This window comes from Galactobacter valiniphilus, from assembly GCF_003575975.1.
Lineage (GTDB): Bacteria > Actinomycetota > Actinomycetes > Actinomycetales > Micrococcaceae > Galactobacter > Galactobacter valiniphilus.
Window position 1 is genome coordinate 20030 of record NZ_QQXK01000032.1, and the last position, 20488, is coordinate 40517.

At 69.5% G+C, this 20488-nt stretch carries 19 protein-coding genes and 2 tRNA genes; 10 read left to right on the plus strand and 11 right to left on the minus strand.

Translation table 11 applies throughout. From position 1 onward, the window contains the following. Positions 1–12 precede the first annotated feature (12 nt). Positions 13–2439: an HNH endonuclease signature motif containing protein gene (locus DWB68_RS13640; RefSeq protein ID WP_119425675.1), complete on the plus strand. Its 2427-nt coding sequence runs from the start codon at positions 13–15 to the stop codon at positions 2437–2439. Here DWB68_RS13640 and DWB68_RS13645 read toward each other — a convergent pair. Further along, positions 2327–2911, minus strand: coding sequence for a hypothetical protein (locus DWB68_RS13645; protein WP_119425676.1), 585 nt, complete (start codon positions 2909–2911; stop codon positions 2327–2329). The genes DWB68_RS13640 and DWB68_RS13645 overlap by 113 nt on opposite strands. A 97-nt stretch (positions 2912–3008) precedes the next feature. On the opposite strand from DWB68_RS13645, the gene DWB68_RS13650 reads away from it, so the two are divergent. Together DWB68_RS13650 and DWB68_RS13655 are read left to right on the plus strand one after the other, a co-directional pair. Beyond that, entirely contained in the window at positions 3009–3542 is a 534-nt protein-coding gene (locus DWB68_RS13650; RefSeq protein WP_199700463.1) for a GNAT family N-acetyltransferase, read from the plus strand. Then, positions 3539–4111, plus strand: coding sequence for a hypothetical protein (locus tag DWB68_RS13655; protein ID WP_119425678.1), 573 nt, complete (start codon positions 3539–3541; stop codon positions 4109–4111). Before DWB68_RS13650 ends, DWB68_RS13655 begins: the two co-directional genes overlap by 4 nt. A gap of 3 nt (positions 4112–4114) precedes the next feature. On the opposite strand, the gene DWB68_RS13660 is transcribed toward DWB68_RS13655, so the two are convergent. Further along, entirely contained in the window at positions 4115–5053 is a 939-nt protein-coding gene (locus DWB68_RS13660; RefSeq protein ID WP_158588322.1) for a prohibitin family protein, read from the minus strand. Positions 5054–5161: 108 nt separating this feature from the next. On the opposite strand from DWB68_RS13660, the gene valS reads away from it, so the two are divergent. Beyond that, the gene (valS, locus tag DWB68_RS13665; protein ID WP_119425680.1) at positions 5162–7780 is read left to right on the plus strand and encodes a valine--tRNA ligase; all 2619 of its coding nucleotides are present in this window, start codon (positions 5162–5164) and stop codon (positions 7778–7780) included. A gap of 86 nt (positions 7781–7866) precedes the next feature. Here the strand turns inward: valS and DWB68_RS13670 are convergent, their stop codons facing one another. The 6 genes from DWB68_RS13670 to DWB68_RS13695 form a co-directional block, all read right to left on the minus strand. Further along, complete coding sequence (locus DWB68_RS13670) at positions 7867–8493, minus strand: mycothiol-dependent nitroreductase Rv2466c family protein (protein ID WP_233548825.1); 627 nt, start codon at positions 8491–8493, stop codon at positions 7867–7869. 104 nt (positions 8494–8597) lie between these two features. Further along, positions 8598–9869: an ATP-dependent Clp protease ATP-binding subunit ClpX gene (gene clpX / locus DWB68_RS13675; RefSeq protein WP_119425682.1), complete on the minus strand. Its 1272-nt coding sequence runs from the start codon at positions 9867–9869 to the stop codon at positions 8598–8600. 131 nt (positions 9870–10000) lie between these two features. Further along, complete coding sequence (locus DWB68_RS13680; protein WP_119425683.1) at positions 10001–10654, minus strand: ATP-dependent Clp protease proteolytic subunit; 654 nt, start codon at positions 10652–10654, stop codon at positions 10001–10003. Positions 10655–10709: 55 nt separating this feature from the next. After that, on the minus strand, positions 10710–11333 hold the full coding sequence (locus tag DWB68_RS13685) for an ATP-dependent Clp protease proteolytic subunit (protein ID WP_119425684.1): 624 nt from the start codon (positions 11331–11333) through the stop codon (positions 10710–10712). Between the two features lie 248 nt (positions 11334–11581). Beyond that, positions 11582–12898: a trigger factor gene (tig, locus tag DWB68_RS13690; protein ID WP_119425685.1), complete on the minus strand. Its 1317-nt coding sequence runs from the start codon at positions 12896–12898 to the stop codon at positions 11582–11584. Positions 12899–12965: 67 nt separating this feature from the next. Further along, positions 12966–13039 (minus strand) — tRNA-Pro (locus DWB68_RS13695). Between the two features lie 176 nt (positions 13040–13215). On the opposite strand from DWB68_RS13695, the gene DWB68_RS13700 reads away from it, so the two are divergent. Continuing rightward, entirely contained in the window at positions 13216–14697 is a 1482-nt protein-coding gene (locus DWB68_RS13700) for a gamma-glutamylcyclotransferase (protein WP_147391696.1), read from the plus strand. Between the two features lie 67 nt (positions 14698–14764). Here DWB68_RS13700 and DWB68_RS17060 read toward each other — a convergent pair whose 3' ends face one another. After that, positions 14765–14899: a hypothetical protein gene (locus DWB68_RS17060; protein WP_267896977.1), complete on the minus strand. Its 135-nt coding sequence runs from the start codon at positions 14897–14899 to the stop codon at positions 14765–14767. Between the two features lie 7 nt (positions 14900–14906). Here DWB68_RS17060 and DWB68_RS13705 point away from each other — a divergent pair, with 7 nt between their 5' ends. After that, positions 14907–15431: a hypothetical protein gene (locus tag DWB68_RS13705; protein WP_119425687.1), complete on the plus strand. Its 525-nt coding sequence runs from the start codon at positions 14907–14909 to the stop codon at positions 15429–15431. A gap of 108 nt (positions 15432–15539) precedes the next feature. After that, positions 15540–15613: transfer RNA gene (locus DWB68_RS13710), tRNA-Gly, on the plus strand. A gap of 75 nt (positions 15614–15688) precedes the next feature. Here the strand turns inward: DWB68_RS13710 and DWB68_RS13715 are convergent. Continuing rightward, positions 15689–15973 carry a hypothetical protein gene (locus DWB68_RS13715; protein ID WP_147391697.1) on the minus strand — a complete coding sequence of 95 codons (285 nt, stop codon included), beginning with the start codon at positions 15971–15973 and terminating at the stop codon, positions 15689–15691. Between the two features lie 146 nt (positions 15974–16119). After that, positions 16120–16593: a ribose-5-phosphate isomerase gene (locus DWB68_RS13720; RefSeq protein WP_119425689.1), complete on the minus strand. Its 474-nt coding sequence runs from the start codon at positions 16591–16593 to the stop codon at positions 16120–16122. A 144-nt stretch (positions 16594–16737) separates the two neighbouring features. On the opposite strand from DWB68_RS13720, the gene pepN reads away from it, so the two are divergent. From pepN to DWB68_RS16850, 3 genes are all read left to right on the plus strand, one after another. Continuing rightward, on the plus strand, positions 16738–19290 hold the full coding sequence (gene pepN / locus DWB68_RS13725) for an aminopeptidase N (RefSeq protein WP_119425690.1): 2553 nt from the start codon (positions 16738–16740) through the stop codon (positions 19288–19290). Further along, on the plus strand, positions 19287–19814 hold the full coding sequence (locus DWB68_RS13730) for an OsmC family protein (RefSeq protein ID WP_119425691.1): 528 nt from the start codon (positions 19287–19289) through the stop codon (positions 19812–19814). Before pepN ends, DWB68_RS13730 begins: the two co-directional genes overlap by 4 nt. A 215-nt stretch (positions 19815–20029) precedes the next feature. Further along, positions 20030–20410: a globin gene (locus DWB68_RS16850; protein WP_325048571.1), complete on the plus strand. Its 381-nt coding sequence runs from the start codon at positions 20030–20032 to the stop codon at positions 20408–20410. Positions 20411–20488 lie beyond the last annotated feature (78 nt).

Here is a 20488-nt window from a genome sequence, read left to right on the forward strand (position 1 = left end):
TGGGAGGTCGCCGTGCTGAGCAGCAACGCACTGCAGGAAGCGACCTCGCGCGTGCGGCAGACCCTCGCCTGGTCCCCCGGCTCATGGGACGCCGCGAGCGAGCCCGAACTCGTTGACGTGCTGGGCGCGGCGGCGGATCTCTCCCGAGCGGTGGACGCGCTGAGGGTGAGCGTCGCTGGCGCCGTGAGCAGACGCTCCGAAGGCTTCAACCGGGCCGAATCCTTCGCGGCCCGCCTCGGCTTCCGCGCCACCAAGCCGCTGCTCATGCAGGCCTTCGGTATCCAGGCCCCCACGGCGGACCTCCTGATCTCCCTGGCCCAGGCCACCGCCCCGCGCTCCGGCTTCTCCGCTGGCGAGTTGTCTCCCTTCCGTCCGGCGCTCGCCGCGGCGTTGCGGGCAGGCGAGCTAAGCGCGGACCAAGCGGCCGCGGTTCACCGCGAGCTCCCGCATCCGAGCGCCCCCGAATCCATCCCCGGCATGATCGCGGCGGCCGAGGTCTCGCTCGTCGCCGAGGCAACCGGCGGACGGATCGATCTCTCCCGCCCGCCGGCGCCGAACGCTGGACAGCGCCACGGAGACCGCGCCGCAGCCGGAACCCAGGGAACGCTTGGGGCACCAGGCGGCGCAGGCGCACCCCCGGATGCCGGGCCGACGGCCACTCCCGGTAGCGCCGCGGGCACGGGCACTGGCACTGGCACTGGCACGGAACCAGCGGCCGCTGCGAATACCCACACGCAAGGCGAACGCTCCGCGGGCCCGTGGGGCAATCCGCGCAGCGGTGCCGCCGCTGCTCGGAACGGCACCCGCGACACGGATCTCCGAGACCAGGATCCCTGGGGTGGGCGGCGCCTCGAGGTGCACCACGTGCGCAATCAGGCCAAGGTGTGGGCCAACCACATCGACCCGGACGGCCCCGAGCCCCGCTACGAGGAACAGCAGCAGCGCCGTGCGCTTCGCCTGCGGGCGGCCCGCGGAGGCGGCTACACCCTCAGCGGTTTCGCCCCGGAGGCCGAGGGGGCGCTCCTCCTGTCGGTCCTGGACGGCTTCACCGCACCGGGATCGCGGCGTGGCGAGGCCGCCTCGGCCCAAACGGCCAGCCACGCAACGCTTGAAGGTTCCCCGGACGGTGATGCGCCCACCGACCGCAGCTCGGATCAGCAGAACTTCGATGCCCTCCACGCCCTCGTGGAGGAGCACGTGCGCTCCGGCGCCACGGCCGCCGGCGTGGGTGCCAGTTCGGCGCTCGTCGTGACCGTCACCCTCTCGGCCCTGGCCGACTACCTGGCCGCCAGCGAGGCCGGGCTCGTCGAGGGCCAGGGAACCTTCCCAGGCGCCGCCCTGGCCGGCGGGCTGTTCCGTTCGCTCGACGGCGAGCGCCGGGTTGCGGGAGTCAACCCGCACGGCTCGGAGACTTCCCGGCCCGAACGGGGCTCGAACCCGTCCGGGGCAAGCACCGGATCGCTGGGCCCCGCGTTCACCACGCTCCAGGCGCTGACGCGCGACCGCGAGGCTCAACTCTCCCGCACCGACCAACCAGTGCCGCTCTCGGCGCTCGCCGCCAGGCTCTGCGAGGATGCGGTGTCGTTGCTCGTCACCGACGACGCCGGATCGCCGCTGGCCTACGGGCGCTCGCGTCGGCTCTTCTCTCCGCAACAGCGGCGGGTCCTCACCGTGAGGGACGGCGGTTGCCGGGCACCCGGTTGCAACGCTCCCCCAGGCTGGTGCCACGCCCACCACGTGATCCCGTGGGAGCGCGGCGGCGCCAGCGACGTCGACAACGCGGTGCTCCTGTGCAGTTTCCACCACCACGAGGTGCATCGCGGGCGACTCGTCGCTTTGCCCACGCAGGGCGGAAACGGTTCACCCCGGATCGTTTCGGCGCTCACTGCCAGGGCGCTCGAGAAGGAACAACACCGCTCGACCGAAGGCTCCGTGGCACGTCCACCAGGCCATGCAGGGCTGGCGCGTGAGGCCGACCCCACGAGCGGAGTGGGTCCAACACGCCTTGCTCGACCCGCGAACCTGGCTCCCTTGGACGGGGCCGTCGCGGCCGCGAGGCCGAGCGAGCCCGTTCGGATCGACAGGTCGGCAACGCAGGGACTCCGGTCGCCTTCCCCGGTGTGGTCGGCCACGCTCCCCAGCGAACCGGGGCGCCCGTGGACGGCGCGTTACCGATGCCACCACCGCGTGAACGTCACGCCGGTCGAGCACGAGGGCGGGCGGCTCGCCAGGATCGTCACCCGACCGTCGCGAGGGCACCCCACAGGAGGCTCACCCGGGCACCTGCCGTGGCAGCCGGGCGGAGGGGGGCGGTCCGCAGCAGGCGCTATGAGGCGGAGAAGATCGGAGCACCCTCGGCGTCACCGGGAGGCTGCGTCGGATCGGGAGCCCCCACCTGTCCGTTCCGTTCGCTGTCGTCGGGCTTGGCTTGATCCATGAACTCGAGGGCGGCACCCAGGACGGCGCCGCCTCCGGCCAACCAGACCCGCGGAGCCCGAACACCCCGCTTGCGCAGGAACTGCATGGCTTGGCGATCGGCCCAGAAGCTGAACCAGAGTGCACCGGCCGTCGCCGCACCACCGGCGAGGGCCAGCCCGGCCGTCGCGGCCAGCTGTTGTTGCAAGGCCGGCTGGGGCCGGGCGGCTTGGGCCGCGCTGGGGGCGGGCGCATCGGCAGCCGGCACCGAGGCCGGCGCCGCGGCCCCGACAGCATCAGCACCGGCCGAATCGACGCCACGCCGACTGGCCGCAAACATGGCGCCACCGGCGGCGATCGCCCCGGCGAGGCTGCCCCATCCGATGATGCGGCGTCGATTGCGGGTGGAGATCTTGTCGTACGCGGGCAGCGAGGTCAGTCCGGTGGCGACACCGAAGGCGAGGGAACGTGACAGGCGTGATCCAGGCTTCGTCATGTCCTCGACGCTATCGGTGTGAAGTGCATCCCCGCATCGACCGAGCGGCGGATCATCCCTGATCCGCTGGGGCACGCGCCGTGCGAGCATGGAACCCGTGATCTCCCTTCGCCGCGCCACCCCAGACGACGTCCCCGCCGTCCTCACGCTCTTCGACGAGGCCGTCGAGTGGTTCGTTTCGGTCGGCAACACCGGGCAATGGGGATCCCAGCCCTGGTCCACGAGCGAGCGCCAGCAACGCCGCGTCGCGGAGATGCTGGCGTTGCCCGGCGCCTGGGTCGCCGTCAACGACGACGGTTCCGTCATCGGCTCCCTCGTGGTGGGAGAGGCGAGCGAGGATGTACCGCCCGCCACCGAGCCCGAGCTGTACGTCCGCGTGCTGATCGGCTCGCGCCGGCCGGGCGCCAAGGGCGTCGGCCGTCGCCTCATGGCCCACGCCGACGACCTGGCGCGCGAAGCGGGGCCGGGCTACCTGCGCGTCGACTGCTACGCGGGCGGCACCGGGAGGCTCGTCGAGTACTACGAGTCGTGCGGCTACACGCGGCTGAGCACCTTCACGGTGGAGGACTGGCCCGGCCAGGTGCTGGAGCGCAGGCTCCCTGCCACCGGGCAGCCCGGGGCCGGCGCGTGACGGCCTCCCGGCGCGAGCGCCTGACGACGCTCCCCGACGGCACGCTGACGCTCGCCCAGCTCTGGCCCGCCGAGGACGAGCCCCCGGCCTGGGCCTGCATCGTGGGAGGCAAGACCTCCCCGGGCGCCATCACGAACGGCCACTTCTACCTGGGACCCATCGGCCGCCGGCAGATGGGTCGGCTCGCTGACGCCGGCCTCTACGTCCCCACCGACGAGCCCTTCCAGGACGAGGTCGCCGCGGCCCAGGGCATCGGCTTCGTCAACCTCTCCCAGGTCCCACGCAGCAAGGACGACCCCGAGACGCTGACGCTCATGCGGGAGCACTCGCCCGCCGTCGAAGCGGAACTGGCCAGGCGCGACGTCGAGCTGGTGATCTCCATGTGGCGCCATGGCGCCCGCGAACTCGCCGGCAGCGAGGGCCGCCCGGGCTTCCACCCGAACGGCACCTCCTGGGGCGCCGAGCTCTTCCGCATGCCCAGCCCTTACGCCAGGGCCATCGAGGCGGTCGTGATCATGGACGAGCTGCGCGACTTCCTTGAACACCACCGCCTCGGTGCCCACCGCTAGGCGCTACTTCTTGGCGCCGTCCACGTTGATCATGGGCGTGGTCTTGCCGTCGGTGATGATCAGCTGGCCCTTCTCGGCCGCGATCTTCAGGGCCTCGATGTACTGCTGCTGCAGCACCTCGGGCGTGAGCGCCTTGGAGCGGGCGGCGTTGGCCTTGGCCTCGCCCTCCGCCTCCACGAGCTTCTTCTTGGCCTCCTGCTCGGCCGTGACCGTGGCGGCCTTCGCCTCCTCGGCGCGCGTCTGCTCGGCCGTCAAGTTCTCGAAGCGCTGCATGATCTGCTCGGGGTAGCGAATGTCCTGCAGCGCCACCTGGATGCCCGTGACGCCCCACTTCTCCCAGCGCTTCTCCAGCGCCTCCAGGATGTTCGCGGAGACCTCCTCGCGCTTCGAGAGCACCTCGACCGTGGTGTAGCGCGAGGGAACCGTGCGCACCATGGCGGCGATGTCCTGGTTGATCAGGCGCGTCCGGAACATGTCCTGCGTGCGGTACTCCTTGTAGATTGCCTCAACCATGTCGGGGCGCACGGCGTAGGTGACCGTGACGTCCATGGAACCGCGCGTGCCGGCCTTGTCGTTGAACGGGATGGAGTTTCCCGTGGTCCCGGAATCAGAATCCGAGAACTTGGCGACGTTGTTGCGGGTGTCGAAGGTGACGGTCTCCACCCACGGGGCCTTGATGCCGATGCCCGGCTCCACCTTGGAACCGACCAGCTCGCCCGTGAAGGAACGCAGCGCCTTCGCCTCGCCCTCGTCCTGCGTGTAGAGGAACGAGGTGCCCAGCAACACAAAGCCGAGCGCCGCCACGAGGCTGGCCCCGACCCCGGTCCACTTGGCGGCCCGAGAGGGCTTCCCCTCCTCCGCCCGCTTGGCCTTGGCGCGGGAATACCCCACCGCTCCGATGGCAATCACGATCAAGACAAGGGAAAACACGAACTGGGCCATGCCGGTCCTCTCGAGCAGGCAACGAATGATGCATCTCACTCTAGGCGGGCCGAGGGTGCACCCGACACGGGGACCGGACCCGCCGCCGCTCATGGGAGAATGGCAGGCATGGCTGAGATCACTCCGGGCACAGACACGCCCGCATCCTCCACCGTCCCCGACAAGCCGGCCCTCGAGGGCCTCGAGACCAAGCTCAACACGCGTTGGCGCGAGGAGGGCACCTACGCCTTCAACCCGCAGACCACGCGCGAGCAGGTCTACTCGATCGACACCCCGCCGCCGACCGCTTCCGGTTCGCTGCACGTCGGCCACGTCTTCTCGTACACGCAGACCGACGTGATCGCCCGCTTCCAGCGCATGCGCGGCAAGAACGTCTTCTACCCCATGGGGTGGGACGACAACGGCCTGCCGACCGAGCGCCGCGTCCAGAACTACTTCGGCGTCCGCTGCGACCCCACGTACAAGTACGTCGAGGGCTACCAGCCGCCGGAGAAGCCGGCCAAGAACCAGCGCGACTGGGACGTCGTCTCCCGCCAGAACTTCATCGAGCTCTGCGAGCAGCTGGCCACCGAGGACGAGAAGGTCTTCGAGGATCTCTTCACGACCCTGGGCCTCTCCGTGGACTGGGACATCACGTACCGCACGATCGATGACCACTCCCGCGCCACGAGCCAGCGCGCCTTCCTGCGCGACTTCTCCAAGGGCGACGCCTACCTCTCCGAGGCCCCGACCATGTGGGACGTCACGTTCCGCACCGCCGTGGCCCAGGCCGAGTTGGAGGACCGGGACATGCCCGGCGCCTACCACCGCTACAACTTCACGGCCGAGGACGGCCGCGGCATCGAGATCATGACCACGCGCCCCGAGCTGCTCCCCGCGGCCGTGGCCCTCGTGGCCCACCCCGACGACGAGCGCTACCAGGGCCTCTTCGGCAAGAAGGTCACGAGCCCGCTCTTCGGCGTCGAGGTCGAGGTCAAGGCCCACCCGCTCGCCAAGCCCGACAAGGGCACCGGCATCGCCATGGTGTGTACCTTCGGCGACCTCACCGACGTCACCTGGTGGCGCGAGCTGCAGCTGCCCACGCGCGCCATTATGGGCCGCGACGGCCGCCTGGTCTCCGAGACCCCCGAGTGGATCACCACGGAGGCAGGCCGCGCCAACTACGAGCGCATCGCGGGCAAGACCGCGTTCTCCGCCAAGGAGGGCGTCGTCGAGATGCTGCGCGAAAACGAGCTGCTGATCAGCGAGCCCGAGAAGATCTCGCACCCCGTGAACTTCTACGAGAAGGGAGACAAGCCCCTCGAGATCGTCACCTCCCGCCAGTGGTACATCCGCAACGGCGGCCGCGACGTGGAGCGCCGCGCCGAGCTGATCCAGCGCGGCCGCGAGCTCGAGTGGCATCCGGGCCACATGCGCTCGCGCTACGAGAACTGGGTCGAGGGCCTCAACGGCGACTGGCTCGTGTCCCGCCAGCGCTTCTTCGGCGTGCCGATCCCCGTCTGGTACCCGCTGGACGCCGAGGGCAACCCCGACTACGAGAACCCCATCGTCCCCGACGAGGCGCAGCTGCCGGTCGACCCGGCCGCGCAGACCCCGGCCGGTTACGAGGAGTCCCAGCGCGGCGTCGCCGGCGGCTTCATCGGCGACCCCGACGTCCTCGACACCTGGGCCACGTCCTCGCTGACCCCGCAGATCGTGGGCGGCTGGGGCGTGGACGAGGAGCGTTTCCGCAACGTCTTCCCGTTCGACCTGCGCCCGCAGGGCCACGACATCATCCGCACCTGGCTCTTCTCGACGATCGTGCGCGCCAACTCCCTCGAGGGCGAGACCCCGTGGAAGCACGCTGCGCTCTCGGGCTGGATCCTGGACCCGGACCGCAAGAAGATGTCCAAGTCCAAGGGAAACGTGGTGGTCCCCACGGACATCCTGGAGCAGTTCGGCGCCGACGCCGTCCGCTACTGGGCTGCCTCCGCCAAGCTCGGCGCCGACACCGCCTACGAGATCGGCCAGATGAAGATCGGTCGCCGCCTGGCGATCAAGGTCCTCAACGCCTCCAAGTTCGCGCTCGGCATGGGCGTCTCCGCGGCCGATGTGGTCACGGGCGACACCTCCGTCATCACCAACGAGCTGGACCGCTCGCTCCTGACCCGCCTCGCCGGCGTCATCGAGCAGGCCACCCGCGCATTCGAGAACTACGAGTACGCGCGCGCGCTGAACCTCACCGAGTCCTTCTTCTGGTCGTTCACCGACGACTATGTGGAGCTCATCAAGGATCGCGCCTACGGCGGCGTCTCCCCCGAGGAGACCGCCTCCGTGCGCGCCACCCTGGCCACGACGCTCGACGCCGTGCTGCGCCTCCTCGCCCCGTTCCAGCCCTTCGCGACCGACGAGGTCTGGGGCTGGTGGCGCGAGGGTTCCGTGCACCGCGCCGCCTGGCCCGAGGCCACGGCGCTCACCGCCGGCCTCGAGGACGCCGACCCCGAGGTCCTGCCGACCGTGGGCGTGGCCCTCGCCGGCCTGCGCAAGGCCAAGTCCGAGGCCAAGGTCAAGCAGCGCACCGCCGTGCTCTCCGCGACGATCACTGCCCCGGCCGAGCAGATCGCTCGCCTGCAGGACGGCCTCGGTGATCTGAAGGCCGCCACCGCGGCCGCCGAGCTCACGCTCGTCACGGGCGGCGAGGAGCTCCTCGTCTCCGACGTCGAGCTGGAGGCCCCCGAGGGGGCCTGAGCCGCATGAGAAGCGCCCGACGGCGTGTGGTCACCACACGCCGTCGGGCGCTTTTGCGTCTGCCGGGCCGGAAGGCGGCCCGCCGCTCAGCCCTCGGCCGTGGCCGAGGGATCCTCGGTGCGCGAGCGCTTGAGCTCGAAGAAGTGCGGGTAGTTACCGAGCGTCACGGCGGCGTCGAAGATCTCGCCGGCCAGCTCGCCGCGCGGCACGCGCGTGATGACCGGGCCGAAGAAGCCCACGCCGTTGAGGGCGACCACGGGGGTGCCCACGTCCGAGCCAACGAGGTCCTGTGCAGCCTTGGTGCTCTCTCGCAGGGACTGGTCGTACTCGTCCGACTCCCAGGCGGTGATGAGCTCGGCGTTCAGGCCCAGCTCGGCGAGGGCCTCGGCGACGGCCTCCTTGCGGCTCTCCTCGGCGCCGTTGCGCGCATCGTTGTGGAAGCGCGTGCCGATGGCGGTGTAGAGGTCGTCGAGCACGCCCTCCCCCACCTGGGCCGCCGCGGCGGCCACGACGCGAATCGCGCCCCACGTGCCATCGATGTGCTTGCGGTACCCGGGGTCCAACTCGCGGCCCTCGTTGACGACGCCCAGGGAGATCAGGTGCCAGACGACCTCGATGTCGCGGACCTGTTCCACCTGCTTGATCCAGCGCGAGGTGCACCAGGCGAAGGGACAGGCGGGGTCGAACCAGAAGTCGACGGTGTTCGTGCTCACGGCAACGCTCCTTAGCGAGGAAAAAGAACTCGCCCCCATCCTGTCACCTTCGGGACCGGATGGGGGCGAGTGCCGTGCACTGTGCGTCGAAAGCTGACGCCGCGCTAGGCCGACTTGGGGCGGCGCATCTCCTGGCGCAGCACGAGCTCAGGGGCGGCGCGGTTCAGGACGGTGTCCTGCGTGACGATGACCTCGGCGAGGTCGTCGCGGCTGGGCACCTCGAACATGATGGCCCCGAGGGTCTCTTCGAGGATGGAACGCAGGCCGCGGGCACCCGTGCCGCGCTCCAGGGCCAGGTCAGCAATGGACTCGAGGGCGGGCAGCTCGAAGGTGAGCTTCACGCCGTCCAGGAGGAACATCTTCTGGTACTGCTTGATCAGGGCGTTCTTGGGCTCCGTCAGGATGCTGATGAGCGCCGGGCGGTCCAGGTTCTCCACGGCCGTGATGACGGGGAGTCGACCGATGAACTCGGGGATCAGGCCAAACTTCAGCAGGTCCTCCGGCTGCACATCCGCATAGGAGACCTCGGCGGACTTCAGGTGCTCCAGCGGGGCGCCGAAGCCGATGCCCTTCTTGCCGGCCCGGCCCGCGATGATGTCGTCCAGCCCGGCGAAGGCGCCGGCCACGATGAAGAGCACGTTCGTGGTGTCGATCTGGATGAACTCCTGGTGCGGGTGCTTGCGCCCGCCCTGCGGCGGCACCGAGGCAACCGTGCCCTCGAGGATCTTCAGGAGCGCCTGCTGCACGCCCTCGCCCGAAACGTCGCGGGTGATGGAGGGGTTCTCGCTCTTGCGCGAGATCTTGTCGATCTCGTCGATGTAGATGATGCCCTGCTCGGCGCGCTTGACGTCGAAGTCGGCGGCCTGGATGAGCTTGAGCAGGATGTTCTCGACGTCCTCGCCCACGTAGCCGGCCTCGGTCAGGCTCGTGGCGTCGGCGACGGCGAAGGGGACGTTGAGGCGCTTGGCGAGCGTCTGCGCCAGGTAGGTCTTGCCGGAGCCCGTGGGGCCGATCAGCATGATGTTGGACTTGGCCACCTCGACCTCGTCCAGCTCGCGGTGCTCCAGGGCGCCCTGGCTCGAGGAGCCGGCGCCGTTGATGCGCTTGTAGTGGTTATACACCGCCACGGAAAGGGCGCGCTTGGCCGCCTCCTGCCCCACCACGAACTCCTGCAGGTGATCGAAGATCTCGGAGGGGCGAGGCAGCTCGAACTCGGGCTCCTCGGAGACCTCGACGGCCTCTTCCTCGATGATCTCGTTGCAGACCTCGATGCACTCGGTGCAGATGTAGACGCCGGGACCGGCGATCAATCGGCGCACCTGCTTCTGGCTTTTGCCGCAGAAGGAGCACTTCAACAGGTCGGAACTCTCGCTCATCGCTGCCTTCTTCGTGTCGGGGTGGACGCAGCTTCTGCGCCCGTCGATCCATGGTAGGCGTTACGCCCCACGGCATGAGGAAGGCGCGGCGTTGCCTTCGTAGATGAAGGCAACGCCGCGCCTGGGTGTCCTTAGCGCGAGATGGCCGTGGGCTTCATCTTGCGCGGGGAAATGACCTCGTCGATCAGGCCGTAGGCCTTGGCGGCGTCGGCCGTCATGAACAGGTCACGCTCGATGTCCTTGTCCACGCGCTCGGGATCCTGGCTCGAGTGACCGGCCAGCGTGTCGGAGAGCCAGGCGCGCATGCGCATGACCTCTTCGGCCTGGATCTGCAGGTCGGTGGCCGTGCCACGCTCGCCGCCGCCCAGGGCCGGCTGGTGGATCAGGACGCGGGCGTTCGGCAGCGCGAGGCGCTTGCCCGGCGTGCCGGCGGCCAGCAGCACCGCGGCGGCCGAGGCGGCCTGGCCGAGGCAGACCGTCTGGATCTCCGGGCGCACGAACTGCATCGTGTCGTAGATCGCCGTCATGGCCGTGAACGAGCCGCCGGGCGAGTTGATGTACATGGTGATGTCGCGCTCGGGGTCCATGGACTCCAGCACGAGCAGCTGCGCCATGACGTCGTCGGCGGAGGCGTCATCGACCTGCGAACCGAGGAAGACGATGCGGTCCTCGAAGAGCTTGGCGTAGGGGTCCTGGCGCTTGAAGCCGTAGGGGGTGCGCTCCTCGAACTGCGGGAGGATGTAGCGCGAGGTGGGAAGGTTCTCTGCCTTGCCATTGAAGAACATGATTTCTCCTGAAGAAGACGAAGGGTCTGGGGCTCTCGGTGTGGTTCAGCGGCGCTCAGGCGCCGGCACCCACGCCGCCGCCGCCGGAAACGTTCTTGGAGCTCTGGGCGATGTGGTCGAAGAAGCCGTACTCCAGGCCCTCGGCCGCCGTGAACCAGTTGTCGCGCTCGTTATCCTTGAGGATCGTCTCGATGCTCTGGCCGGTCTGCGCGGCGGTCAGCTCGCTCATGACCTTCTTCATGTGAAGGATCAGTTCCGCCTGGATGCGAATGTCGGAGGCCGTGCCGCCGATGCCGCCCGAGGGCTGGTGCATGAGGATGCGGGCGTTCGGGGTGGCGTAGCGCTTGCCCGGCGTGCCGGAGGAGAGCAGGAACTGGCCCATGGAGGCGGCCAGGCCGGTCGCGACCGTCACGACGTCGTTCGGGATGAACTGCATCGTGTCGTAGATGGCCATGCCGGCGGTGATGGAGCCGCCGGGCGAGTTGATGTACAGGAAGATGTCCTTCTCGGGATCCTCCGCCGACAGCAACAGGAGCTGGGAGCAGATCGCATTGGCGATGCCGTCCTCCACCTCGGAGCCGAGCCAAACGATCCGCTCCTTGAGGAGTCGGTTGTAGATGTAGTCCTCGCGCGCGGCCGGGTCCACCGAGCTCATGCGGGGGGTGGCGTCGTTGGTCATCTTCGATTCCCTCTCAACGTGTCCGGGGGCGCTGCGCACAACGCGCCCGGTGATGATCTGCTGGCTCGACCCTACCCAGCCGCGCCCGCCCAGGAAGGGTGTGGCGGCCCCGTTTCGCTGTAGGCGCACGGTGCGCGCGCCGGCTTGGGCGCACGACGGCGCCCGCTCCAGAAAGCGAGGACCCCTCCACCCAGGGGGTGGAGGGGTCCATGAGCTAGCGTTCACGGGCTGCGAGGCCCGCGACCGGGTCACTCGGCCTCGGGGGCGTCCTCACCGGCGGGCTTCACGAAGGCCTCGAGGTCAACGGCCTTGCCGTTGGAATCCTTGACCTTGGCCAGCTCCAGGACCTTGGCGAGGGCCTTGCGGCGGCGGACCTCGCCGATCATCATCGGGACCTGGCCGGCGCCGTCGAGCATCTGCGCGAACTGGTTCGGGTCCATGCCGTACTGCTGAGCCGACTGGATCAGGTACTCGATCAGCTCGCCCTGCTCCACCTCGATCTCTTCCTTCTCGGCGACGGCGTCGAGGACGATCTCGTTGCGGAAGGCCTTCTCGGTGTTGGCCTTGATCTCGGCGCGGTGCTCGTCCGTGTCGTGATCGTCGGCCTGGTTGGCGCCGGAGAAGTGCTGCTCAACCTGCTCGTCCAGGACGGAGGCGGGGACCGGAACCTCGACGAGGCCGACCAGGACCTCCAGGACCTTGTCGCGGGCCTCGATGCCCTGCTCCACGAGGACGTCCTCGGCGGCCTTGGCCACGAGGGACTCGCGCAGCTCGGCGATCGTGTCGAACTCGGAGGCCAGCTGGGCGAAGTCGTCGTCGGCCTCGGGGAGCTCGCGCTCCTTGACGGCGGTCAGCACGACCTTGACCTGGGCCTTCTCGCCGGCGTGCTCGCCGCCGGCCAGGGTGGTCTCGAAGGTGGCGTCCTCGTCGGCGGACAGGCCGGTGAGGGCCTCGTCCAGGCCCTCAAGCATGGAGCCGGAGCCGATCAGGTAGGACAGGCCGGTGGCCTCGTCGATGGTCTCGCCATCGATCGTGGCGACCAGGTCGATGGTGGTGTAGTCGCCATCGGCGGCGGGGCGCTCGACGGCCTTCAGCGTGCCGAAGCGGCCGCGCAGCTCCTCGAGGGCCTTCTCGACCTCGGCGTCGCCGGCCTCACGGGCCTCGACCTCGACCTCGAGGCCCGAGTACTCGGGGAGCTCGATCTCGGGACGGACATCGACCTCGATGTCGAAGACCAGATCGGAATCCAGGGCGGCCTCGTCGATGCCGGGGGCCTGCTGGACCTCAACCTCGGGACGGGCCAGCGGGACCACGGAGGCCTCGTTGACGGCGTCGCGGTAGAAGTTATCCAGCGAGTTGTTGATGGCGGTCTCGATGACGTAGCCGCGGCCGACGCGCTGGTCGACCAGGCGGGACGGCACCTTGCCCTTGCGGAAGCCGGGCACCTGGATCTGCGACGCAATCTCCTTGTAGGCGGCGTCGATGGCCGGCTTCAGCTCCGCGAACGGGACCTCGATGTGCATCTTGACCCGGGTGGGGGAGAGATTCTCGACGGCGCTCTTCACTGCGTGCAGCTCCTGACATGTGTGTTGGCCGGGCCCGCCGTCTGCGGGTCCGGGTAACGGATCTTCGTCGGGACGACAGGATTTGAACCTGCGACCTCGCGCTCCCAAAGCGCGCGCTCTACCAAGCTGAGCTACACCCCGATGATGCGGAATCCAGTTTACGCACACCCTGGGCCCCGCCCCGAATCGCGTTCCCCTGGCCTCGACTCGAAGTTGCGCGTTAGAGTTAGCCAATCATCGAGCGATACCTGGGGGGCGGGCACGCAGTGACGCAACGATCACGGTTCCGAGTGATGGGGTTGGCGACGGCGATCACCTTGAGCGGCATTCTTGCCGTGTCGGCCCTTCCGGCGCGGGCCGAGGTGAGCGCCGATCCGGCCGATCCCTCGGCCTCGGCGAGTGGCACCGCCGCCGCGACACCCGACAGCAGCACCCCCACCGGATCGGCGCCGGGGACCGGCACCGCGACGGGCGGCGGGACGCCGCCGGCGGTGACCACCACGCCAACCACGACGCCGACGCCGACGCCGTCCACCACACCACCCTCCCCCACGCCGACGACAACCTTCGCCGCCACGGCGCGCTTCGCCGGGGCGAACATCACGCTGCGCCGGGATCCGGACGCGGGCTCGGCCAGCGCTGGCACCATCGTGGCCGGCACCCGCGTTCAGGCCTCGCGCGCCTTCGGTCCCTGGCTGTGGGTCGAGACCGGCGGAGCCAAGGGATGGGCGATGTCCACCCACCTTCAAGCGACCCGCAGCAGCACGGCGGTGAGCGGCACCCGGTGGATGCGGGCCACCACCGGCGTTCTTGCCGAAACGGATACCGCTTCCCGCGCCCTGCGCCGCCTCGGCGTGGCCGACACAGTCAGCCTGCGCGCGGTGTCCGGGGCGTGGTCGCTCGTGTCGAAGGGCGGCACCTCGGGCTGGGTCCGTTCCTCCGAGCTCGTCGGCTCCGTTCCTGTCACCGGCAGCACCGCGTTCTATCGCTGGTCGGCGAAGGACGTTCCCCTCAGGGCGGGCACCAGCACTGGCCCCTACGATCGCAGCCTGCTCACGATCCCGGCCGGGGTGAAGGTCAAGGTCACCGGTCACGCCGGGCCCTGGTCCCGCGTGAGTTACGCCGGCAAGACGGGGTACGTCATCACCCGCAACGACATCGGCACGCGGATTCCCGTCAAGACCGTGGCCACCTACGGTCGTTTCACGAGCCACACCACGCCCCTGCGTCCCGACACCAACCGGCTCCCGTACAGCCCTGTCAGTGCCTCGTTGCCCGTCGGCACCAAGGTGAACGTGATCGGCGTCGTCGGGCCGTGGGTCAAGGTCAAGGTCGTCGGCACCTCGAAGACCGGATTCGTCATGGCCAAAACCGACCTGCGGGTCGACTACAAGTACTCCTTCGCCGTCTTCGGAACGCTCCGGCGCGGCCAGGGCGCCGATCACATCATGCGCGGCTACCGGCTGTGGCAGACCGACCAGCGCATCACGAACCATCGCCTATACATGAACCGCAACAACGGGCTGACCTTCATCACCCAGGGCAAGGGGGCCGTGGTGGCCGAGCAGATCAGCTATGCGGCATCCAAGGGCCCGGAGAAGCTGCGGCGGGTGGACCGCTACGAACTCGGGGTGCGCACACCCAAGGGTGCGGCCATGTACCAGCGCTCCAAGGTCATCCTGGCCGACGGCAGCTCGTCGTGGAGCTACGTCTCCACCCCCGCCGGCAGGAAGTACCTCCTGGGTGGTGCCGGCAAGCTCATCACCAGCGGCGACTTCACCAAGCGACTGCGCTCGTGAGGGCCGCGCGAGCCGCGGTAGCCGGAGTCCTCCTCGCCGCTACGGCTGCCTTGTGCGCCTGCCAGAGTCAGGCGGAGCCGCCCGCGAGCTCCGCGGCCACGTCGGCGAGCCCCAGCGAGGGGGGCGGGGTCTCCGGGCTCTCGGCGAGCTCTCCGGCGAGGTCCCCGGCCGCTTCGACGCGTGCACCAAGCGAGCCGAGCACGCATGTCGTGGAGACCCCCAGCGCCCCTCCCCCTGCGGTCGCCTCGAGCGACCCCGTCACGGGCGGCGCCGTCAGGACCGACGCGGCCGGCCGCCCCGTGAAAGCCCTCGGAGAAACCGCGCTCCTCAGCGCGCCGGGCGATCCCTCGGCCACCGAGTTCAGCCTGCGCATCGTGTCCGTGGAACGGCTCACGAGCTGCGAGATCCGCGGCCTCGGCGGCCGGTCCGAGCCGGAGCGCAAGGTCTTCCTCAAGATCCGGCTCCACACCTCGCTGGCCGCCGCGGCGGGCGGCGAGGAGGGCTTCATGCCGCTCACCCCCGCGGCCTTCTTCACGGCCCCGTCCGCCTCGAGCTCGGAAGCCACCCCGGCCGATAGCGAGGCGGCCTTCGGTTGCAACGATCCCACCCAGGTTCCCGTGGCCGTGGACGCGGGCGGAACGGAGCAGGGCACCCTGGTCCTCGACGCCGCCCACGAACACGGCCTGCTGATCTACGAGCCGCCCGGCACCGGCGGCTGGTCGTGGCGATACTGAGCCGGATCGCCTCGGGTCGCCGGATACTCGATTTGTGGCACTGTGGTGGCTGGCGCTAGGCTGTCGGTCGTCGGAGCTACGGCTTCCGGCGTCGAAAGAATCACTTTCGGGGTAGTAGCTCAATGGTAGAGCCTTAGTCTTCCAAACTAATTACGCGGGTTCGATTCCCGTCTACCCCTCCAGCAACGCCGGGGGCCCCTTCCATCAGGAAGGGGCCCCCGGCGTTGTACAGCTGTCGCTATCGCGCTCGAGCGCTACTAGACTGGACGCCCTTCGCCCGCCTGGAGCCCATTGCGGCGCTGAAGAATGTTGAAGAGCAAGGTTTGGTCGGCGTTCGGCCTGACGGTGACCTCGTGAGTCCCGGGCACGGTGAACTGCACGCCCGCGCTTCCCGTCAGCGTCACGGTCTCCTCGCCCCTCGAGAACTCCGCGAGGCGAAAGCCGTGAAGGACCCCATCCAGCCGCAGCGTGACATTCGATTCGAGATTCCGGCTGTCCAGCAGTCGCGCCTCAAGTCGCGCGCCCTTGTCGATCCCGCTCATCCGCTCCACTCTCTGCGCTTCGCGCCCGACCATCGGGCATAAACACATATTATCTAACCCAAGAAACTCTTTAGAGCGAAGCGTTTTATCAAAGCAAAGGGCCCCGCGCGTTCCGCGCAGGGCCCCTCTGCTTGGCTGGAGCCAGCTCAGTCGATGATCTCGCCCGTGGTCTCGTAGGCCGCGATCTTGCCGATGCGGCGGGAGTGGCGCTCGTCGCCGGAGAACGGCTCGGCCAGGAACAGGCGCACGAGCTCCGTGGCCTCCTCGACGCTGTGCTGGCGCCCGCCCAGGGCCACGACATTGGCGTCGTTGTGCTCGCGGGCCAGCTTGGCGGTGTCGGCGTTCCATGCGAGCGCTGCGCGCACCCCCTCGACCTTATTGGCGGCGATCTGCTCACCATTGCCGGAGCCGCCGAGCACGATGCCCAGAGCCTCGACGCCGGCGCGCTGATCGGCCACGACGGCCTGCGCGGCGCGCAGGCAGAAGGCCGGGTAATCGTCCAGCGGGTCATAGGAGGTCGGTCCGTGATCGATGACCTCGTGACCGTCGGCGCCCAGCACCTCGATCAGGTGGTGGCTCAGCTCGAGGCCGGCGTGGTCGGTGGCGATGTGAATGCGCATGGCGGGGGTCTTCCTCCTGGCCCTTGGGGCCGTTTTCCTGCTGTCTCTTCCAAGAATATGGGCCAAACTGGACGCAAAAGTGCGAAGATCGTTGCAAGACTGTCAAACAGTTCTTTCAGAACACCCTCGAAAGAAGGACATCACGTGCCGGGCTTGAACCTCACCCGTGCCGAAGCGCAGGAGCGCGCCGGCCTCATCTCCACCGAGTCCTACGATGTGCGCCTGGACCTCAGCGCCCCGGGTACCACGTTCCGCTCGGTGAGCACCGTGACCTTCTCCGCCACGGCGGGGTCCTCCAGCTTCATCGACGCCGTGACCCGCGAGGTGCACTCCGTGGTGCTCAACGGCGTCGAGCTGGACCCGGCCGAGGTGGCCGATGGCGTGCGCATCGCGCTGCCGAACCTGGCGGCGGAGAACGTGCTCACGGTCGACGCCACGATGGATTACTCCAGCACGGGCGAGGGGCTGCACCGCTTCGTGGACCCGGCCGACGACGAGGTGTACCTCTACACCCAGTTCGAGGTGCCCGACTCCCGCCGCATGTTCGCCGTCTTCGAGCAGCCCGACCTCAAGGCCACCTTTGCCTTCACCGTGACCGCCCCGGCGCACTGGGACGTCATCTCCAATCAGCCCACGCCGCAGCCGGAAGCCGGTGCGGAGGGCACTGCCACGTGGACCTTCTCCCCCACCCCGGTCCTTTCCTCCTACGTCACGGCCCTCGTGGCCGGCCCGTACGCCTCGACGCACTCGACGGTCACGAGCGCCGACGGCCGCGAGGTCGCCCTGGGCGCCTACGCCCGCAAGTCGCTCTTCGAGCACCTGGACGCCGAGAACATCTTTGAGGTCACCCGCCAGGGCTTCGAGGTCTTCGAGAAGGACTTCGGCGTCGCCTACCCCTTCGAGAAGTACGACCAGCTCTTCGTGCCGGAGTTCAACGCCGGCGCCATGGAGAACGCGGGCTGCGTGACGATCCTCGAGGACTATGTCTTCCGTTCCAAGGTGCCGGCCGCCCTCGTGGAACGCCGCGCCATCACCGTGCTACACGAGCTGGCCCACATGTGGTTCGGCGACCTCGTGACCATGAAGTGGTGGAACGACCTGTGGCTGAACGAGTCGTTCGCCGAGTTCATGTCCACGCACGCCGCTGCCGTGAACACGCAGTACAAGGACACCGCCTGGACCACGTTCTCCTCCCTCGAGAAGTCCTGGGCCTACGACCAGGACCAGCTGCCCTCCACGCACCCCATCAAGGCCGACATCCGCGACCTCGAGGACGTGCAGGTCAACTTCGACGGCATCACCTACGCCAAGGGCGCCTCCGTGCTGCGCCAGCTCGTGGCCTGGGTCGGTCAGGACGAGTTCATGGCCGGCGTGCGCGAGTACTTCAAGAAGCATGCCTACTCCAACACCGAACTCTCGGACCTGCTCGTGGAGCTCGAGGCGTCCTCCGGCCGCGACCTCTCCGAGTGGTCCCGCCAATGGCTCGAGACGGCCGGCGTGAACACCCTGCGCCCCGAGCTCACTGTCGACGCCGACGACGTGATCACCTCCTTCGCGATCGTGCAGACCACGCCCGAGCAGCACCCCACGCTGCGCGCCCAGCGCCTGCGCGTTGGCCTGCACGACGTGGTCGACGGCAAGCTCGTGCGCCGCGAGTTCGTGGAGCTCGACGTAGACGGTGCCCGCACCGAGGTCCCGCAGCTCGTGGGCAAGCGCCGCGGCGACCTGGTCCTCGTCAACGACGGCGACCTGGGCTACGCCAAGCTGCGCCTGGATCCGCGCAGCCTGCGCACCGCCATCGACTACCTCTCCACCGCGAGCGATTCGCTCGTGCGCGCCCTGCTGTGGGGTGCCGTGTGGGACGCGACGCGCGACGGCGAGATCGCCGCGCGCGACTACGTCGAGCTCGTGCTGAACAACATCGGCCCGGAGCAGGATTCCACGACCATCAAGGTGCAGCTGGCCCAGCTACGCACGGCCCTGGCTCGCTACGTGGCGCCCGAGTTTGCCGAGGCGACCGCCGTGGACGCCACGGATCGCCTGTGGGCCCTGGCCCAGGCCGCGGAGGCCGGCTCCGACTCGCAGTTCATGCTCGTCATGACCTTCTCCTCCCTCGCCAGCACGGAGGCGCAGCTCGCCACCGTCGCCGCCCTGCGCTCGGGCGAGATCACCCTGGAGGGCCTGGAGATCGACACCGATCTGAACTGGGAGCTGCTGACCTCCCTCGTGGCCGGCGGCGTCGCCGGCGAGGACGAGATCGCCTCCGCACTGGCCGCGGATCGCTCGGCGACGGGCGAGCTGGCCGCAGCCCTGGCCCGCGCGGCCGTGCCCACGGCCGAGGCCAAGGCCGCCGCCTGGTCCAGCCTCATCGAGTCGCAGGAGCTCTCCAACACCTTCCAGCGCAAGGTGATCGCCGGCTTCCAGCGCACGCACGACAAGTCCCTGCTGGCCCCCTACGTGGCGCCGTACTTCGCTGCGGTGGAGGGCGTATGGACCTCGCGCTCCTACGAAATGGCCCAGGCCATCGTGAACGGCCTGTACCCCGCGCGCCCCACCTCGCAGGACACGCTCGAAGCGACGGACGCCGCCCTGGCCGGCCTGGGCGAGCGCATCCCGGCGCTCTCGCGCCTCCTCTCGGAGGCCCGCGACGGCATGGCCCGCGCCCTGAACGCGCAGAAGGCCGACGCCACACGATGAGTGAGAGCGCGCGCCGCGGCCCGTCCCACGTGTTCACCGCCCGGGTGGACTGGGACGGGCCCGGGGCGCGCCCCACCACCGAGGTGCGGCGCTTCTCGCGAGCGGCCACCGCCTCGGCGGGGCCGGAGGTTCCGGCGCTGCGGGTCTCCGCCGCCCGCACCTTCTTCGGGGACCGGGACGCCTTCAACCCCGAGACCCTCCTCTTGAGCGCGCTGGCGCAGTGCCACCTCCTGGCGTTCCTGCGCCTCGCCGGCCTGGCCGGCTACGAGGTCACCGACGCCTCCGTGGAGGTCGAGGGCATCCTCGAACTCGGCCCAGGGGACGCGGGCCGCTTCGTCTCGGCGAGTCTCTCCCCCAGCAGCAGGGTGCTCGACGCCGCGGGAGTGCCCCTCGGCGCCGAGGCTCTCCACGCACTCCACGACCGGGCCCACGAGCAGTGCTTCATCGCCAACTCGCTCAACTTTGCGCTCAGCGTGAAGCCGGACACCGGGGCCACCGCAAGCAGCCCGACTGCGGGAGAATAACGGGCATGACCTCCCCCACCCCCGAATCCAAGCCCACCCTGCCGGAGGCCGCGGCCCCGCTCGGAGCCTCCCTCGAGGTGCGTTCGGTGGGAGCCGGCGCCCGCGTGCAGATTCCCGTGGTGCCCACCGCAGCCAAGGTCCCGGCCGAGCCGGCGACGGCCCCGTCCGAGACCGCCCCCGCCGCCCCCGCCCAGGCGACCGAACCGGAGGAGCGCTTGGACCCCGCCTCGGTGTACGTCCAAGCCGGCGGCGAGGCCACCTTCACGGCCCTGGTCGCCGCCTTCTACCGCGGCATCGCCGAGGACCCGCTGTTGCGACCCATGTACCCCGAGGAGGACCTGGGGCCCGCCGAGGAGCGGATGCGCCTCTTCCTCATCCAGTACTTCGGCGGACCCACGACCTACTCGCAGCGCCGTGGGCACCCGCGCCTGCGCATGCGCCACTTCCCCTTCGCCGTCGATCAGGCTGCCCGCGAGGCCTGGCTGACGCACATGCGGGCAGCGCTCGATGAGGTGGCGCTCCCGCCCATGCTGGACGGCATCATGTGGGACTACTTCGAGCGCGCCGCCACCGCGATGATCAACACCCCCGGCTAGGTGTATTGCCCCGCCAGGTTGGGTACGCGGCTGGCGGGGGTGGAGCCCTTGAGTGATGTGTGGCCGCGGTGGTGATTG

Coding starts and splice junctions, on each gene's coding strand:
- DWB68_RS13685 (WP_119425684.1), bottom strand. CDS start 11,333: ATGACCAACGACGCCACCCCCCGCATGAGCTCGGTGGACCCGGCCGCG.
- valS (WP_119425680.1), top strand. CDS start 5,162: ATGGCTGAGATCACTCCGGGCACAGACACGCCCGCATCCTCCACCGTC.
- DWB68_RS13730 (WP_119425691.1), top strand. CDS start 19,287: ATGAGTGAGAGCGCGCGCCGCGGCCCGTCCCACGTGTTCACCGCCCGG.
- DWB68_RS13680 (WP_119425683.1), bottom strand. CDS start 10,654: ATGTTCTTCAATGGCAAGGCAGAGAACCTTCCCACCTCGCGCTACATC.
- DWB68_RS13645 (WP_119425676.1), bottom strand. CDS start 2,911: ATGACGAAGCCTGGATCACGCCTGTCACGTTCCCTCGCCTTCGGTGTC.
- DWB68_RS13715 (WP_147391697.1), bottom strand. CDS start 15,973: ATGAGCGGGATCGACAAGGGCGCGCGACTTGAGGCGCGACTGCTGGAC.
- DWB68_RS13660 (WP_158588322.1), bottom strand. CDS start 5,053: ATGGCCCAGTTCGTGTTTTCCCTTGTCTTGATCGTGATTGCCATCGGA.
- DWB68_RS13720 (WP_119425689.1), bottom strand. CDS start 16,593: ATGCGCATTCACATCGCCACCGACCACGCCGGCCTCGAGCTGAGCCAC.
- clpX (WP_119425682.1), bottom strand. CDS start 9,869: ATGAGCGAGAGTTCCGACCTGTTGAAGTGCTCCTTCTGCGGCAAAAGC.